The sequence below is a fragment of the Roseomonas sp. FDAARGOS_362 genome, from assembly GCF_002754815.1.
Taxonomy (GTDB): Bacteria; Pseudomonadota; Alphaproteobacteria; order Acetobacterales; family Acetobacteraceae; genus Roseomonas; species Roseomonas mucosa.
On the sequence record NZ_CP024588.1, the window covers coordinates 1,797,919 to 1,814,433 of the forward strand.

Below are 16,515 nucleotides of genomic sequence, written 5' to 3' on the forward strand. Positions count from 1 at the left end.
ACACCCCTGCGGCCCGGCGAAGGCAACCTGCATCAGACCCGGGTGTCGAGCCCCCGCAGCTTGGCCGCCAGCCAGGAGGCATAGCTGTCGGTCATCCCCGCCACGAAATCGACGGCGCAGCGCATCACCTCGCTGGCGCTCATTCCCGGCCGGGGATGGTAGTCGAGCAGCAGGGACAGCGCCTGGCGCTCGCGCAGGTTCAGCCTCGCCGCATCGCCATTGGCCCGGGCAAAGGCCAGGCAGGCGGGCACGAAGACGCTCAGCGCCTTGCCCAGCACGTCATGGGCGCCGATCTCGAACTCCACCTTGCGCGCGTTGAAATAGACCACCTCCTCGGTCCGCCGCGCGGCGATGCCGAGGGCGTCGAAGAGCGCCGGCGCCACCGGACCCATCAGCCGGGTCAGGCTTTCCCCGGGCCGCAGCGCCCCGCCCAGGATGGTCTGCCGGTGCGCCATGAAGACCTCCGCCACCGCGCGCAGCAGGCGGCGGATGGCCAGGGTGCGCAGCAGGGTGACGCGGCCGCCCTCGTCCGCCTCCCGCTCCAGCCGGGCCATGGAGACCTCGGCCAAAGGCGCCACGATGGCAGCGTAATCGGTGAAGCGCAGGATGCCGAGCTCCAGCGCATCCTCCAGGTCGGCCAGGGTATAGACGATGTCGTCCGCCGCCTCCATCAGCCAGACCGCCGGGTGGCGCGGCAGCGGGCCGGACAGGTCGCAGGCGTTGCGCACTTCCTCGAAGATGCCTCGCTCCGTGGCGAAGACGTTGAACTTCACCCCCGGCACGCCGTCGCGGGCGGCGCGGGGGTCCCCGGCCTCCCAGGGGTACTTCAGGAACCCCCCCAGCGTCGCCACGGTCAGCCGCAGCCCGCCGCCGCCGCGATGCCCGTCCGCCCGGGTGAGGACCCGGAAGCCCTGGGCATTGCCGTCGAAATAGGCGAGGTCCGGATCGAGCTCCAGCCCGCTCCCCTCCCCCACCTCCCGCAGCCAGCGGCTCATCCAGGCGGCGATCACCTCCTCCCCGGCATGGCCGAAGGGCGGGTTGCCGATGTCATGGGCGAGGCAGATGGCATGGACGAGATAGCCCAGGTCGTCCGCCGAGCGGCCGGTGGCCCGCAGTTCCTCCCCCAGCCGGACGCCGACAGCATAGCCCAGGGAACGGCCGACCGCCGCGACCTCCAGCGTATGGACCAACCGGTTGCGCACATGCGCGTTGAAGGGCAGTGGGTGAGCCTGGGTCTTCTGCTGCAGGCGTCGGAAGGGCCGCGAGAAGACGATCCGGTCGCCATCCGTCTGGAAGGGGTTGCCGTCCGGCTCGTCGTCGCCGGGGAAAAGTTCCTCCTGCGACATGCTGCCGGGACCCAGGCGTCGCGTATCCAGCAGCGTGATCCAGTGCAAGGGGCAACCTCCTTGTCGCCCGGACGGGAGTAGCAGCGCGGTCCGGCCGCTGGCCAGAGGCGGCGCGGGGATCGGCGAAAAAATCGAGGCGCCACAGCATCATGGCGGCGTGTGAAGAAACGCCGAAGGCCCTTCTGGAATGGGCTGGAAACAACCATCAGTTGATTGTAGAATTCGCTCAGCAACCCCATAGAAATTAGTCACAGTATCATTATGGAATTCGCACCGGTTTGGTTTGCTTTGGTGCGGTGCAAACACTAGAAGAGGTCTGGACTCGGCACTGGCACCCAAGTCAGTGAAAATTTCGGCATCGTATCTAATTTGATCCTTGTCCCAAGCGTGCTTCAGCACCAGAAAAAAATCGACCCGAGTTCAGTTTTTTGGCAATCTTTGGCTATTTAGGAGCGCATGTCTTGGAGAAGATCCCGGTCCTGTTCTGTGCCGATGCGCGGTACTTCCCCTACATGGCTGCCACCATGGCCTCGCTGCTGTCCAGCAATCCGGACAACACTTTCCGTCTGATCGTCTGCTCGACGGAACGCAACGCGGCAAGCGAGCAGCAGATCGCGCGCTTCGTGGCGGAACACCGGAACGCGACCGTGGAGTTCGTGTGCTTCGACCTGCAGAAGGTGAAGACCAACCTGCCGGTCAGCAAGCACATCACCGTCTCCGCCTACCTGCGCCTCTTCGTCACGGAATTCCTCGATCCCTCGATCGAGAAGGTGGTCTATCTCGACAGCGACATCATCGTCCGCGACGACATCCGGGCGCTTTGGGAGACCCCGCTGGAGGACGCCTATCTCGCGGCCGTTCCCGAGCCCTACAAGGCCTATCACCCGGGCTTCGACAAGGACGATACCTACTACAACTCCGGCGTGCTGGTGGTGAACGTGCGGAAGTGGCGCGAGGACAACGTCCTCCCTGCCCTGCTGACCTTCACCGTGGAGAATGCCGAGCACCTGACCGCGCACGACCAGGATGTGATCAACAACGTCTTCCGCGACCGGATCGCCTCCGTCCCGGCCTGCTGGAACTTCCAGCCCAATTTCGCGGATTTCTCGGCCGCGGAGATGGGGCTCTCCGAGGAGGAGTTCCAGGAACTCCGCCGCGCGCCCAAGATCATCCACTACACCGGCAGCTCGAAGCCCTGGTTCTACATGCAGGAGCCCCACTACAAGAGCTGGTACCACGAGGCCGCGCGCCTCACCCCCTGGGCCCGCCCGCCGGCGGACCAGACGATGAGCAACGTCATCCGCAAGGCCCTGCGGATGAAGAAGCTCAAGGAACGCGCCAACTGGCACTTCCCGCATCTCTGCCGCATGGCCCGCACCGCGCTGGGCCGGCGCAGCCGGGTGAACGTGGACCCGGCGATCGGCTGACGCGGGCCGCAGGCCCCCTTCCCGCCCCGAGGGGCGCGGGAAGGCCGTTCCGCCGCCTCAGCCCTTGATGCGCGCCACCGTGGCAGTGGTGGAATTGCCGGGCAGCAGCTCCGCGAGCTTCACCTCGCCGCCCCATTCCTGCACCAGGTCGCCGCCGACCACCTGGTCGACCGTGTAGTCGGCACCCTTCACCAGCACGTCCGGGCGGACCAGCCGGATCAGCTCGGTCGGAGTGTCCTCCTCGAAGACCGCGACGAGATCCACCGTGGCGAGCGAGGCCAGCACGGCGGCACGCGCCGCCTCCCCCTGGATCGGCCGCGTCGGCCCCTTGAGCCGGCTCACCGAGGCATCGGAATTCACCCCCACCACCAGCCGGTCGCACCAGGACCGCGCCTGTTCCAGCAGGTGGACATGGCCGGGATGCAGCAGGTCGAAGCAGCCATTGGTGAAGCCGACCCGGTAGCCCCTCTGCCGCCAGCGCTCCGCCTGCTCGGCCGCGGCGGCGCGCGAGACCACCTTGCGCAGCGTGCCGCGCTCGGGCTTCAGCGCCTCGGCGATATCCTCTTCCCGCGCCACGGCGGTGCCGACCTTGCCGACCACGATCCCGGCGGCGATGTTCGCCAGGCGGGCGCCGACCTCCAGGGGCAGGCCCGCGGCCATGGCGGCGGCCACCACCGCCACCACCGTGTCCCCGGCGCCCGAGACGTCATAGACCTCCGGTGCCTCGGCGGGGAAATGCTGCACCCCGTCCGCCTGCACCAGGGTCATGCCGTCCTCGGCCCGGGTCACGAGCACGGCGCCGAAGCCGTGCTGCAGGCGCAGGGACCGGGCGGCATCCACCAGCGCGCCTTCGCTCTCGATCGAGCGGCCGGTGGCGAGGCGGAGCTCGTTGCGGTTCGGCGTCACCAAGTCCGCCCCGGCATAGACGCTGTAGTCCAGACCCTTGGGGTCCACCACCACCTTGCGCCCGGCGGCCTTGGAGGCGGCGATCAGGCGCTGCGGGATATCCCCGGACAGCACCCCCTTGCGGTAATCGGAGAGCACCATCACCCGGGTCGCCGCGATGGTGTCCTGGGCGATCCGCAGCAGCCTGTCGGCGAGGCGCGCCTGGATCGGCTCGGGATTCTCATGGTCGGCGCGGAGAAGCTGCTGCCCCTGCGCGACGAAGCGGGTCTTGGTGGTGGTGGCCCGCCCCCCCTGCACCAGCAACCAGGGCTCCACACCGCTCTGGCCGCCGATCAGCGCGGTCAGGTCCGATCCGGCCTGGTCGTCGCCGACCACGGACAGGAAGGCGGTGGGCGTGCCGAGCGCCGTCAGGTTGCGCACCACGTTCCCGGCGCCGCCGGGCATGGCGACCTCCCGGTCCACGGTGAGCACGGGGATCGGCGCCTCGGGCGAGACCCGGGCCACGCGACCATAGACGAAGCGGTCCAGCATCGCGTCGCCCACCACGAGGACCGAAGCGCGCTTGAGACTACGCACGGCCTCCGCGAGGTCGTGGGAAACCGGAGATTCCGGCAGGTGGCCGTTCATGCGGCATCTCGGTAGCGCAGGGTTACGGCCCGACACAAGGCTGCTCCCGCCGCGTAAGGACTGCGTTAAGCGCATCGGCGGCAACCTGCGGGGCGATGCAGCCCCTTTCCCTCCCCTCCGCGACACGCCCCGAGGGCCCGCGGACCGCCCTGGAATGGCTTGTCCTGACCCCTCGCAGCCCTCTGCACCGGCGGCTGGGACGGGCACTCCTGGCCGAGGCCGCCGCGGAAGGCGGATCGTTGCGGGAACTCGCCAGCGGCGAATTGCTGCTCGGCGCGGCGCCCGCCCTGCTCGACCGCCTGATGCCCGGCCTCTGGCGCGTGCTGGGCGCCGAAAGCCTGTCCCGCCGGCCGCAATGCCCGCCCGGGCCCCAGCCGCTGGCCGCCGCCCCGCCCCATGGCCCCCCGCTTCAGCCGGGCGCCCCGGGCATGGCTGCCCCGGAGCGTGTGCCGCAGCCTTTCCTGGAGGAAGTGCTGGAGCGCCTGCCCATCGTCGGCCTCGCCCCTGGGGGCCTGCCGCGACTCGCCGGGCTGCACCTGAAGCCTTCCCGCGCCGGCCTGCTGCGCCTGGGGCAGGGCCTCCCCCCGCACCTGCTGGGCCATATGGGCGAGGACACGATGCACCGTGCCTTCCAGGCCCTGGCGGACCCTGCGCAACGGCAGGCCCTGCTCGGCGCCGTGCCGGCGGTGCCGCTGCACCTGGACATGCGGCCCGCCGACCTCGCCGCCCTCCCCGGCTGGCCGGGGGATCTGCCGCTCCTGCCGGTGCTGCCCCTGGCCGTGCTGGCCGGTCCGGTGCCCTCCCTGCCCTTCGCCCTGTCGGGGCTGGAGGCCGCCTCCCTGGCGCTCTGCGACGCGGGCAACCTGCCCGGCGCGGCGCTGCACCTGCGCTGGACGCCGGGCCTGGCCGCCCTGCCGCCGGACAGCATCGCGGCCCTGGACCCCGGCCGCCTGGTGCTGGACGAGGTGGAGGACGAGGCCGCCCTGGCCTGGGGCCTGTCCCGTGGCATCGGGCGCTTCACGGGAGCCCAGCCTTCGCGCCTGCTGGCCGTGGTGCGGCGGCGGGACTGTGCTTTCCGCCAGGATTGCAGCACCGCCACCTGCGCCGCCAGCGCCGCCGGCCTGTCGCCCCGCGCGCGTTCCGGCTGCGCCGCCCCGCAACGCCTGATTCCGCAGGAGGAAGCGCCGTGAGCCTGTCCCTCGCCACGCCGCGGCAGCCGGCCAGTGCGCCGCCGCTGGACCAGCCGCTGGACCACCCCCCGGGCCATCCTCCGCCTCCCTCCCTCGGCCGCCGGGAGGCGTTGCCCGGCGGCGAGGCCGGCACGGCCCGCGACCTCGCCGCGCTGGTACATCACTGCACCGCCAGCGATTCGCGCCGGGACGTGGTCTGGCTTCGCCTTTCCACGCTGCCGCCGGGGCTGGACCGCCCGCACCACCGCCGCCTGCTGCGGGAGGCCGCGACCCCGCCGGTGGGCCCGCGCGGGCGCAGCTTCCACCTGCCGAACGGCGATCTCGCGGTGGTGGCGCCGCCCGGCCCTGGCGCCGGCATCGCCGAAACCACCCGTGCGGCGCTGGAAGGCGCCCTGCCCGAGGTGATGCTGGGGCAGGTCCTGCGCACCATGCGCCTGCCGCAGGAGGCGGTGAGCGTCCTGGCCGCGCTGGAGGAAAGCCTCGGCCTGCGCCAGCCCCCCGCCCCGCCCGCCGATGCCCGGCCGCTGGACCCGGTGGGGCTGGCGGAAGCGGAACGGGCGCTGCGCCACGCCGATGTCTGGCCGTTGCACGCCCGGCAATCCGTCTGCCGGCTGATCCCGGAGGAAGGCCGGCTGGAGCCGGTGCGCGAGGATGTGCGACCGATCGCGGCCAGCGTCTCCGAGCGCCTGCTGGGCGGCCGCGACGCCTCGGCCAGCCCCGCCCTGGCCGCGCATCTGGGCGACCTGCTCGCCGCCCGGCTGCTGGCGACCCTGCTGTCGCGCCGCGACTGGCAGGGCAGCCCCCGGCCGCTGCACCTGCCGCTCTCCCTCGCGGCCCTATCCGGCCCGGCCTTCCTGCATCTGGACGCGATGCTCCCCCCGGCGCTGAAGCCGCTGCTGACCCTCGGCCTTCCGGCGCTGGAGGTGCTCGCGGCCCCGGGCGAGGTGCCGCTGCTGCGCCGCTTCCTGCTGGCCCGCGGCTACCGCCTGGCGCTGGAGGTGCCGGAGCCCGGCCTGCTGGCCGCCTTCCGTCCGGCGCGACTCGGCATCGCCACCTTGCGAATCCCCTTTTCGCCAGACCTGCCCGCCGCCCCCGGGATGCTGCGGACAGTACTGGAGGACCGGCGGACGGAGCTGGTCCTGGCGGGCTGCGACGGCGCCGCCGCCATCGCCTGGGGCTGGAAGATGGGCATCCGGCTCTTCCAGGGCCGCGCCATCCAGCACCGGCGGGGCTGACGGCGGCGGCGGAAGGCGCATATCCAGGAGCATGGAACGGGCTGGGTCTTCCTCGACCCGTTCCGCCGCGCCCGGGCCAGCGGCGCGTTGGTCAGCATCGGCGAACAGGCCCGGCGGGGGCTCAGTAGCCCCGCGACAGGTCCACGCGGTTGAGCAGCGGCTCGCCACGCCGGAAGCGCAGCACATTCCCGGCCAGCGTGTTCACAGTGCTTTCCAACGAAGCAGTGGAGGAGGCATGCGGCGTCACGAAGAGGCCCGGTGTCGTCCAGAAAGGATGTTCCGGCGGCAGCGGCTCCTGCGAGAAGGCGTCGATCGTGGCGGCGCGGAGCTGGCCGCCGGCCAGGGCGTCGATCAGGTCCTGCTCCACCAGATGGCCGCCGCGCCCGGCGCTGATCACCACCCCGCCCCGCGGCATGCGCGCGAAGGTGTCGCGGCAGAGGATGCCGCGTGTTTCCCCGGTCAGGGCGAGAAGGTTCACCAGGATCTCCGTGCCCGACAGGAAGTCGCCGAATTCCTCCGGGCCGGCGAAGCCCTGCACGCCCTCGATCGCCCGGGGCGTGCGCGACCAGCCGCGCACCGTATAGCCGAGCCCGGCCAGCCGCCGCGCCGCGAGCCCGCCCATCTGTCCCAGCCCCATCACGCCGACCACCACCTCGCGCGCTGCCCGCATGGTGCGGTAGGACCATTCGTGGCGCTGCTGCGCCGCCAGGAAATGCGCCACCTCGCGATGGTGGAACAGGGTCCAGCAGCAGACATAGTCCGCCATGCGGGAAGCGAAATCCTCGTCCACCACCCGCACGAAGGGGATGTGGCGCGACAGGTCCGGATCGAGCATGAAATGGTCGATCCCGGCCCCGGTGGAGGACACCAGCTTCAGGTTGGGAAACTGCGCCAGGAAGCCCGGCGGCATCCGGAAGACGAGGCAGATATCGATCTCGGCCGGGTCGCCGATCTCGGGCCAGAGGCGCAGATCCTCGCCCGGCAGGGCGGCGCGCAGCCCCTCGATCAGACGGTCGCCATAGGCATCGTGCAACCTGCAAAGGATCGCCATCGCATCAGGCCTCCGGATCTCCCACCCGCGGTAAGGGGCGTTTCACGAAGCTTCCCTCGCGAAAGCCGTGCCAGCCGTCGCGCCCATCGCGCATGGCAGACGCGCGTCCGGCGCCTCGCGCGAGGCTCCCCCCGCGACGGGCGGAGCTCAGAGGCCCAGCAGGTCCAGGGTCCGCGCCACGACCTTGTCCTCGGCATAGAGGTCCAGTGCCCGCGCCCGCCCCGCCTCGCCCATGCGCCGACGCAGGGCGGGGTCCCCGGCCAGCCGGCGCAGCGCCCCGGCCAGGGGTGCCGCCTGCATGGGCGGGACGAGGAAGCCGGTCTCGCCTTCCAGCACCATCTCGCGCGGGCCGCTGATATCGGTCGCCACCACCGGCAGGCCGGTGAGCATGGCCTCGATCACCGACATCGGCAGGCCCTCGAAATGGCTGGGCAGGCAGAAGACATCCGCCCCCCGCAGCAGCCGCGCCACGTCGTGCCGGTAGCCGAGGCGCTTCAGCCGGGGGCCCAGCTCCCGCTCCGCCCGGGCGAAGGCCGGTTCGAGGTCCTCGCCATGGTCGGAGGCCAGGCGCTCCCCCACCACCCAGAGCGTGGCGCCGGGCACGGACTCCATGGCTTCCAGCAGTTCCGGATGGCCCTTGTGCCGCACGAGGCGGGAGACCACCGCCACCACGCAGTCCTCCGGCGCGGCGCCCAGCTCGGCCCGGACCTCGGCACGGGTGGCGGCATCGGGGTGGAACAGCGCCGGGTCGCGCCCATTGCCGCAGGCCACGGCGTGGCGGGAGATCCCCAGGCGGCGGGCATCGCCCGCTTCCTCGGTGCTGACCGTCATGAAGACGTCGGTCACGCGGCCGCCGAGCCATTCCATGCCCAGCGACAGCCCCCGGCGCCAGGGTCGGCCGGGCTGGTTGAACAGGAAGCCATGCCCTGTATAGGCGATGCGCGGCACGCCTTCGAGCTTCGCCGCCAGCCGCGCCAGCAGCCCGCTGATCGGGAAATGCCCATGCACCAGATCGGGCTTCTCCGCCCGGATCAGCGCCCGCAGCGCCCGCAACGCCCGCCAGTTGGCGCGCGGCGACAGGGACCGGGCCATGGGCAGGCCGACGATGCGGAACCCCTCGGCCCGAGGCGCGTCGAGCAGCGGCCCCTCGGCGCAGGCGCCCACGACCTCGTGCCCGCGCTCCCGCGCCGCGCGCATCAGCGGCAGCACGAAGTGCCGCAGGGCGAAATCCACGTTGGCGACGAACAGGACCTTCACGCCCGGCAGCCCCCTGCGTGGCCACCGGCCGGACCGGACGGATGGTGCATGGCGGTCCTGTCAGTCCTCTCGCGGGCCGCTCGCCGCCGGGCCCGGGGCCGGTTCCGGCGCCGCTCCCTTGTGGGGCGCCTCCTGGGCCGGCCGCGACGGCGTGCCCGGAATGCCCTTCTGCGCCCCCGGCGCGGTCCCTTCGGCCCGGCCGGGCGTGTCGCCCCGCAACTCGCCGGGCGGCACGCGGCGGATCGCCCATTGCACGCTCTGGGTCCCCGGTTCCGCCTGCAGCACCACCTGGCGGGTCGGCTGCGGCTCGCCGGCGGCATAGAGGCTTTCCTCCAGCGCCAGGGCGGCACCCTCGCCGCGCATCCGCCAGCTCGTGCCCGAGGGCAGGCGGAGCAGCACGCCGCGCCCATCCTCCAGCACGGAGGCCTTCACCGTGGGATGGAGGTGGAAGCGCACCGCGAAGCCGCCGGCCGGGCTCTCGGCCTCCACCGCATCCTCGCCGCGCAGGTCGTCGCCGGATTCGGAGAGCCAGAGGCGGCGGCGATGGACGGCGCCGAGGATCTTCTTCCAGCCGTCATGCGTCGCATCCAGCCATTGCGCGCCCTCGGCCTCCTGCCGCTCGGCCTCCACCACCTCCGGCCGGCGGCCCAGCCCGTCCTCGCGCAGCTCGGCGCTGTTGGTATCGGCCAGGACCAGGGTGGAATGCGCCGCGGTGGAACGCAGCGCGTCGCGCCATTCGGGCTCGGCCAGGGGGGAGGCGCCGCAGTTCACGATCAACCGGTCCCGCCCGACCGACATCTCGAAGCTGAGCGTGCCCGCATGATGCCAGCGGTCGGCGCCGCGCGGCAGCGGTCCGGGGCCGGATTCATGCGGCGGCGGCGGGCCGCAATCCACGATCACCAGCGTCCGCCCGGCGAGCAGGCGCTGGAAGCCGCTGTCGGGCAGGATCAGCGGTGCCCGGCCACGCGCCTGGGCCTGGGTGAGGACGAGGTCCAGCAGCGGCGCCGCCTCCCCCCGCGTGCCGTTGAAGCAGGCCAGCCCGCCGTCGCCGTGGCGGAAGACGCGCAGCGCCGGGCCGGCGCGGTCCAGCGCCAGGGAAAGATGCGGCGGCGCCTCCAGCTCGGCCCCGTGCAGGAGGTTGCGCAGCTCGATCAGGTCCTGCAGCGCGGCCAGATGCACCGCGGGCGAGCGTTCCGCGTGGCAGCCATCAGGCAGGAACTGGCGCTCCAGCTCGGCGGGGAGGAGCTTCAGGCAGCGGGTGAGCCAGCCCTCCTCCTCCAGCGCCACGGCGGCCGCCATGGCGCCCTTCAGCGCCACCAGCCCGCCGCGGTGCTCGCAATGCGCCGGCAGGGCGGCGACCAGCCCGCGCGCGTCCTGCGCCAGCCGCTGCATCAGCGCCTTGCGGAAGCCGTCCTCGGCGGTCGCGGCCAGGAAGTCCCAGTGCCCCAGCCAGGCGGAAAGCCGCGCCCCCACCACCTCCGGCGCATCGGCCAGGGCCTCGTTGCCGGTGCGGGACAGCCAGTCCTGGGTCAGCGCCCGCGCCCGCAGCCGGGCATTGTCCGTGCCCAGCGCCCGCAGGTCGCGCAGCCAGGCGAAGCCGTGCAGCGCGGCGCGCCAGCAGGGGCTGCCGCCGCTCATCGCCTCCGGCGCGCCGGGCGTGGCGCGGGCGGCCTCGGCGGGCAGCAGCAGGCCGGTGGTGCCGAGCACCTCGAACTCGCCCTTCAGCAGCCGCTGACCCCGCGCCGCGTCGCCCGGCCAGAGGTCGCGGAAGGCGCGGGCCGGCGCCTCGGGCACGCGCAGCGGCTTGAGCCCGGCCAGGGTGCGCTTGGCGCCGCGCAGCCAGCCGCTCATTCCGGTCTCCGCAACGTCTCGCCGCCCCCGCCCTCCGTGGCCTGCGGGCGCAGCGCGGCGATGGCGGCGGCATAGTCGGGCTTGCCGAAGACGGCGGTGCCGGCCACCAGCGTGTCGGCGCCCGCCGCGAGGCAGAGCGGCGCGGTCTGGTCGGTGACGCCGCCGTCGATCTCCAGCGCGATGTCGCGGCCGGAGGCGTCGATCATGCGGCGCAGCGCCTCGATCTTCGGCAGTTGCGAGGTCAGGAAGGACTGGCCGCCGAAGCCCGGATTGACCGTCATCACCAGCACGAGGTCGAGCAGGTCCAGCACGTTCTCCAGCGCCGAGACCGGCGTGGCGGGGTTGAGCACCACGCCCGCCTTGCAGCCCAGGCCCCGGACCGTCTGCAGCGAGCGGTGCAGGTGCGGCCCGGCCTCCGGATGCAGGGAGATGACATGCGCTCCGGCCTCGGCGAAGGCGGCCAGGTAGGGATCGGCCGGCGCGATCATCAGGTGCACGTCGAAGGGCAGCGTGCAGTGCCGGCGCAGCGCGCGCACCAGCGAGGGGCCGAAGGAGATGTTCGGCACGAAATGGCCGTCCATGATGTCGAGATGCAGCCAGTCGGCGCCGGCGGCTTCGATGGCGTGAACCTCCTCGCCCAATCGGGCGAAGTCAGCGGCCAGGAGGGATGGGGCGATGCGGACTGATCTGGACACGGGGCCGTTTTGCCAGCCGGTCCGGCGGCGGGCAACCGCCAGAGATAGGTTTGCGGCGGCCGATCGCCACGAGTGCCGCCCCTTGCGGGCTCACGATTCCGGGAAAACGCCCTTCCGCCTCTTCCCGCCGCCGGCGCGCCGATTCCGCGCGAAGGCCCGAGGCGGGCGACGGGCGGGAGCACCGTGGCATCGTGCCGCATGCGCGAGGGGAAAATTTCACCTCCCGGATTGCCACATCGGGGCAGGATTTCCTTTCCTGTTGCGAAGCGGGCGCGGTCGTGGAGAAAAGATTTCCAAACCGCAGAGTCCCCCCGACCTCCGCCATGCCCTCCCCCACCCGCCGCCGCCTGCTTTCCGCCACCGCTGCCCTGCTTTCCGCGGGCGCGCCACCCCTGGTTCTTTCCGGCCACGCCGCCCCCGCCCAGGGCGACAGCGAAGGCCAAGGGACCAGCCAGGGGGCAAGCCAGGCAACGGATCAGGGCACGGGACATTGGCCCGCCCGCCCCATCCGCCTGATCATCCCCGTCGCCCCGGGCGGCAGCCTGGACATCCTCGGCCGTGTCCTGGCCAAGCGCCTGACCGCCACGCTGGGCCAGCCCGTGGTGGCGGAGAACATGGCCGGAGGCGGCAGCAACATCGCCTTCGAGCACGTCGCCCATGCCCGGCCGGACGGCCACACGCTTCTGGTCGGCTCCGACGTTCTGGCCATCAACCCGGCCCTCTATCCCCGCGCCGGCTACGACCCGGTGCGCGACTTCGCGCCGGTGGCCGAGGCGGTGCGCGCGCCGCAGGTGCTGGTGGTGCGCGACGGGCTGGAGGCCCGGGACATCGGCGCCTTCCTGTCCCTGGCGCGGGAGGCCGGGGGGAACCTTTCCATGGCCTCCCAGGGCAATGGCAGCCTTGGCCACCTCGCCGGCGCGCTGCTGGCGCAGCGGGCGGGCGTGGCCTGGACGCATGTGCCCTATCGCGGCGGCGGCCCGGCGGTGATCGACCTCACCGGCGGGCATATCGACGCGCTGATGGTGACGCTGCCCGCCGCGATCGAGCAGATCCGGGCCGGACGCATCCGCGCCCTGGCGGTGACCTCCGCGGGCCGCGACCCCAACCTGCCCGGGGTGCCGAGCCTGGCCGAGAGCGGCTTTCCCGGCTTCGAGGTGGTGACCTGGCAGGGCATCCTCGCCCCCGCCGGCACGCCGGCGCCCATCCTGCGCCGCCTGGCCGGGGAGATCGCCGCCGGCCTCGCCGACCCGGAGGTGTCGGGCCAGCTCCGCGCCCAGGCCTTCGAGATCACCGGCACCGGCCCGGACCGTTTCCGCGCCCTGGTCACCGCCGAGGCCCGGCGCTGGCCGGAGGTGGTGCGGGCCTCTGGCGCCCGGCTGGAGTGACGCCCGGCGGGGCGAAGCCTGCCGCGCTCAGCCAGGGGAGAGACAGGGGCTGCGGCGGGCATAGTCGCGGAGTTCGGGCGGGATGCGTTCCAGCACGTTGCCGGCGGCCAGCAGGGCGCGTCCCTCCGGCGTCCAGCGGGCGGGGCGGATGGACGGGGCGGCGAAGGCGCCGCTGACCCGCACGGGGATATCCAGCGCCAGGATGCCGGTGGTGGACCGGGCGCTGCCCACGGTCAGGTCCATCTGCCGGCGGCGCAGGTCGAAGCGGCCATTGCCGGCGATGGTCCCGTGCTCGGCCCGCAGGCGAAAGGGCGCGACCGTGGCGACGCCGTCGCGCAGGTCCACCACGCCCAGGAGGCAGGAAATGGCGCTCTGCCCCCGCGCCGTGCGGAACAGGCCCCGCAGGTCCTGCGAGGCGAGCTCGATCAACTCGCGCGCGATGCTGCCGCCCGTCATGCCCACCACGGCCGAGGCATGCGCGCCCCGCGCCGCGCCGTTGAGCGTCGCGCCGCGGGCGCTGAGCGTGACATGCCCGTCCATCCGGCCCTGGAGGTCGATCTGGCCGATGCCGAGTTCCCGCCGCAGGGCCTGGACATCCAGGCCGGTGGCGGCGAGCCGGGCGGAGATGCGGGCATCGGGCTGGCCGGGCTCCGCCGGGCTTTCCACCGCCCCCTGCCCCTCGACCTTTCCGCCGAGATAGCCGCCCGAGAGGTCCTCCAGCACCACGCGCCCCGGCTCCAGGCTGGCGGCGAGCCTGGCCCCGGTAAGGCGCAGCGTGCCGTAGTCGAGCTGCTCCGCGCTGATCCGGGCCGAGACCAGCATCCCCGGCGAGCGGTCCACCACCAGCGGCAGGTCGGTGGTGTCCCCCGAGCCGCCGCTGGCGGATGCGCCGAGCAGGCGGTTCAGGTCCAGGCGGGCGAAGGGCAGGTCGAGGGCGAGCCTGTCCGGCTCGCCCCGCGCGCCCTCGTCGAGCCGCAGCCGCGCGCCCGCGATGGCCGAGCCGCCCAGGGCGCCCGAGGCATCGCGCAGCCGCCAATGGTCGCCGGAGCGTTCCAGTACGCCGGCAAGGCGGAGCGGCGGGCCTGCCTTCGCTTCCGGCGGCGGCGATCCGGCGATGGCGAGGAGGACATCCGGCGTCGCGGCCTCCAGCACGAGTTGCCCCTTCGCCCCATCCAGGTTCAGCGGATCGGCCATGGTGCCGCCGAAGCCCAGGCTGGTGTCGCCGGAATTCACGCGCAACGTGACGGGGCAGGGCCCGCTCTTGTCGCGCAGCGCCAGGAAGGAGGCGAGATCGACCTGCAGGCGCAGCGGCAGGCTGTTATAGGCCCCCTGGGCGCTGAGCCGCACCGGCTCGTCCAGATCCTCCGCCCCGAGGGAAACACGGTCGAGCCGGACATGCAGCCGGTTGCCGCCCGATGTGGCGATCTCCACCTCGCCATCGGTCAGGACGAGGTCCAGCAGCGCGGGAAAGCCCGCCCGGCCGGGGGGATCGACCGGCGGCAGGGCATCCGGCCCGGCCCCCTGTGCCGGCGGGACCGCCTGCCCGGCGGGCACCCCAGGAGCTGTCTCGGGAGCCGCCCCTGGGGCCGCGCCAGCGGAGGCCGTGTCCCGGGGCTGTGCCGAGGCCGGCTGCCGGCCAGCCCCCCGGACTTCCCCTTGGGCCTCCTGTTGGCCCTTCGCGTGGAAATGCCAGTTGCCGGTGCCGTCCGGCGCCCGCTCCAGCCGCAGCCTCGCGCCGGAAACCGACAGGTGCCGCAACACGGGCGGCCCCTGGAGCAGCGACAGGACATCCATCTCGCCCTCGGCCTGGGCGACCTCCAGCATGGGCGCCGCGCCGGGCAGCCCGGCCAGCCACAGGCCCCGCACCTCCAGGCGCGTCCAGTGCCCGGGCACCACCTTCAGCCCGGCGAAGGCCAGGTCCCGCCCCAGCAGCGCGCCGCCGACCCGCCCCGCCACGGGGCCGAGGTCGAGATGCGGCAGCAGCCACCAGCCGCCGGCCAGCGCCAGCAGCAGCAGGACCGCCAGCGACAGCATGATCCGGATGGCCCAGCGAATCATGATCCTGCCTGAGCTCCACCCGTCATCCCGCGCCTGGTTCCGCCGTTCCGCGCCGGCAGAGGTACGGGATCGGCACGCCATGCCACAAGCCGTTCGCGGAACGGGCCTCGCGGCGCTTCCCCGGGAAAGCCCCGCGCCTTGCGCCGCAAGTGCGGCCTTGCCCCCGGAAGGCGGGCCGGCCACCCTGGCGCATGGATGCCCAGATCGCCGTCACCGATTCGCCGGCCGAGGCCGAGCGCGAGACCGTCTTCCGGGGGCTGATCGCCTTCAACACGGAACGGGCCGGGCCGCTGGAGATGCGGCCCCTGGCGGTCATCCTGCGCGATCCGGGGACGGGCCACCCGCTGGGCGGGCTGATCGGCCGCACCACCCGGGACTGGTTCTTCGTGGAGATGTTCCACCTGCCGGCGGAAGCGCGGGGCCAGGGCACCGGCCGTCGCATCCTGATCGCGGCGGAGGAGGAGGCGCTGCGGCGCGGCTGCCGCTACGCCTGGCTCGACACCTTCAGCTTCCAGGCGCGGGGCTTCTACGAGAAGCTCGGCTACAGCGTCTTCGGCACGCTGGAGGACTACCCGGCCGGCCATTCCCGCTACTTCCTGCGCAAGACCCTGGGCGAGCCGGGCCGGTAGGAGCCGCCCCGCCCGGGGTGCGGGAAACGGCCTAGAGGCTGTTGTGGACCTGGGTGATTGAGGTGAGGTGCTTGAGCATGAGGCAAGCAAAGGCGACGAGATGGAGGCCTGCGAGTGTTTCGGGCAGGCGTTCATAGTCGCGGACGAGGCGTCGGAAGCGGGTAGCCCAGGCGAAGGAGCGTTCCACCACCCAACGCCTGGGCAGGAGGACGAAGCCGCGCTTGGCCTCGTGGTGGCGGACGACCTCGAGCTGAATGCCGTGCCTGGCGGCAGCCTCAGAGGGCTTCGGACCGGTATAGCCCTGGTCCACGAAGGCGATCTCGACGCTCTCGCCGGTGGCATTCTGGACGGCGTCGGCCAGGCGCCCGACCTCGGCACGGTCGTCGGCGGTGGCCGGCGTGACGTGCAGCGCCAGAAGGTGGCCGAGCGTATCGACGGCCGCATGCACCTTCGAGCCCCGCTTGCGCTTGGCCCCGTCGTAGCCCGCCCTGGCCCCACTCTCGGGGGTGGATCGGAGCGTCCGGCTGTCCAGCACCGCCGCCGTCGGCTCGGCCGCGCGGCCTGCCTCCAGCCGCAGCACGGCCCGCAGGTCGTGCACGATCGCCTCGAACACCTCCGCCGCCAGCCAGCGCCGGGCCTGGGCGTAGACGATGTCCCATGGTGGCAGGTCATTGGGCATCCAGCGCCAGGGCGCGCCCGTCTTGACCACGTAGCGCAGCCCGTTGAACACCTCGCGCAAGGCATGGCGCCGCTGCCCCGACGCCTCGGGCAGCAGCACCAGATAGGGCGCAACCAACGCCCATTCCTCATCAGATACGTCGGACGGATAGGACTTGCGGGTCATCCCGCAAATCTGGC

General features: G+C 72.8%; 13 protein-coding genes. 5 read left to right on the plus strand and 8 right to left on the minus strand.

Annotation, left to right across the window (positions count from 1 at the left end; genetic code table 11):
* Positions 1-32: 32 nt before the first annotated feature.
* Positions 33-1,394: a dGTP triphosphohydrolase gene (gene dgt, locus CTJ15_RS13285; RefSeq protein WP_058389334.1), complete on the minus strand. Its 1,362-nt coding sequence runs from the start codon at positions 1,392-1,394 to the stop codon at positions 33-35.
* 413 nt (positions 1,395-1,807) lie between these two features.
* On the opposite strand from dgt, the gene CTJ15_RS13290 reads away from it, so the two are divergent.
* Positions 1,808-2,773, plus strand: coding sequence for a glycosyltransferase family 8 protein (locus tag CTJ15_RS13290; protein ID WP_019462004.1), 966 nt, complete (start codon positions 1,808-1,810; stop codon positions 2,771-2,773).
* Between the two features lie 57 nt (positions 2,774-2,830).
* Here CTJ15_RS13290 and rfaE1 read toward each other — a convergent pair whose 3' ends face one another.
* On the minus strand, positions 2,831-4,306 hold the full coding sequence (gene rfaE1, locus CTJ15_RS13295; RefSeq protein ID WP_019462003.1) for a D-glycero-beta-D-manno-heptose-7-phosphate kinase: 1,476 nt from the start codon (positions 4,304-4,306) through the stop codon (positions 2,831-2,833).
* A gap of 95 nt (positions 4,307-4,401) precedes the next feature.
* On the opposite strand from rfaE1, the gene CTJ15_RS13300 reads away from it, so the two are divergent.
* Positions 4,402-5,496, plus strand: a complete 1,095-nt coding sequence (locus tag CTJ15_RS13300; protein WP_126281884.1) for a hypothetical protein — start codon at positions 4,402-4,404, stop codon at positions 5,494-5,496.
* Positions 5,493-6,731 (plus strand): hypothetical protein, encoded by a 1,239-nt coding sequence (locus CTJ15_RS13305; protein ID WP_076970439.1) that lies wholly within the window; start codon positions 5,493-5,495, stop codon positions 6,729-6,731. The genes CTJ15_RS13300 and CTJ15_RS13305 overlap by 4 nt, the downstream gene beginning before the upstream one ends.
* A gap of 121 nt (positions 6,732-6,852) precedes the next feature.
* Here the strand turns inward: CTJ15_RS13305 and CTJ15_RS13310 are convergent, their stop codons facing one another.
* The 4 genes from CTJ15_RS13310 to rpe form a co-directional block, all read right to left on the minus strand.
* A complete protein-coding gene (locus tag CTJ15_RS13310; RefSeq protein WP_099781616.1) occupies positions 6,853-7,782 on the minus strand; it encodes a glyoxylate/hydroxypyruvate reductase A in 930 nt (309 codons plus the stop codon).
* Positions 7,783-7,929: 147 nt separating this feature from the next.
* Positions 7,930-9,039, minus strand: a complete 1,110-nt coding sequence (locus CTJ15_RS13315; RefSeq protein WP_019461999.1) for a glycosyltransferase family 4 protein — start codon at positions 9,037-9,039, stop codon at positions 7,930-7,932.
* 60 nt (positions 9,040-9,099) lie between these two features.
* Positions 9,100-10,890, minus strand: a complete 1,791-nt coding sequence (locus tag CTJ15_RS13320; RefSeq protein WP_058390079.1) for a heparinase II/III family protein — start codon at positions 10,888-10,890, stop codon at positions 9,100-9,102.
* Entirely contained in the window at positions 10,887-11,585 is a 699-nt protein-coding gene (gene rpe / locus CTJ15_RS13325) for a ribulose-phosphate 3-epimerase (protein WP_058390080.1), read from the minus strand. Before rpe ends, CTJ15_RS13320 begins: the two co-directional genes overlap by 4 nt.
* Before the next feature lie 323 nt (positions 11,586-11,908).
* On the opposite strand from rpe, the gene CTJ15_RS13330 reads away from it, so the two are divergent.
* A complete protein-coding gene (locus tag CTJ15_RS13330; protein ID WP_019461996.1) occupies positions 11,909-12,970 on the plus strand; it encodes a tripartite tricarboxylate transporter substrate binding protein in 1,062 nt (353 codons plus the stop codon).
* A 27-nt stretch (positions 12,971-12,997) separates the two neighbouring features.
* Here the strand turns inward: CTJ15_RS13330 and CTJ15_RS13335 are convergent, their stop codons facing one another.
* Entirely contained in the window at positions 12,998-15,028 is a 2,031-nt protein-coding gene (locus tag CTJ15_RS13335) for an AsmA-like C-terminal region-containing protein (RefSeq protein ID WP_193009676.1), read from the minus strand.
* Positions 15,029-15,219: 191 nt separating this feature from the next.
* Here CTJ15_RS13335 and CTJ15_RS13340 point away from each other — a divergent pair, with 191 nt between their 5' ends.
* The gene (locus CTJ15_RS13340; RefSeq protein WP_058389788.1) at positions 15,220-15,657 is read left to right on the plus strand and encodes a GNAT family N-acetyltransferase; all 438 of its coding nucleotides are present in this window, start codon (positions 15,220-15,222) and stop codon (positions 15,655-15,657) included.
* A 31-nt stretch (positions 15,658-15,688) separates the two neighbouring features.
* On the opposite strand, the gene CTJ15_RS13345 is transcribed toward CTJ15_RS13340, so the two are convergent.
* A complete protein-coding gene (locus tag CTJ15_RS13345) occupies positions 15,689-16,501 on the minus strand; it encodes an IS5 family transposase (protein ID WP_027281464.1) in 813 nt (270 codons plus the stop codon).
* Positions 16,502-16,515: the final 14 nt, after the last annotated feature.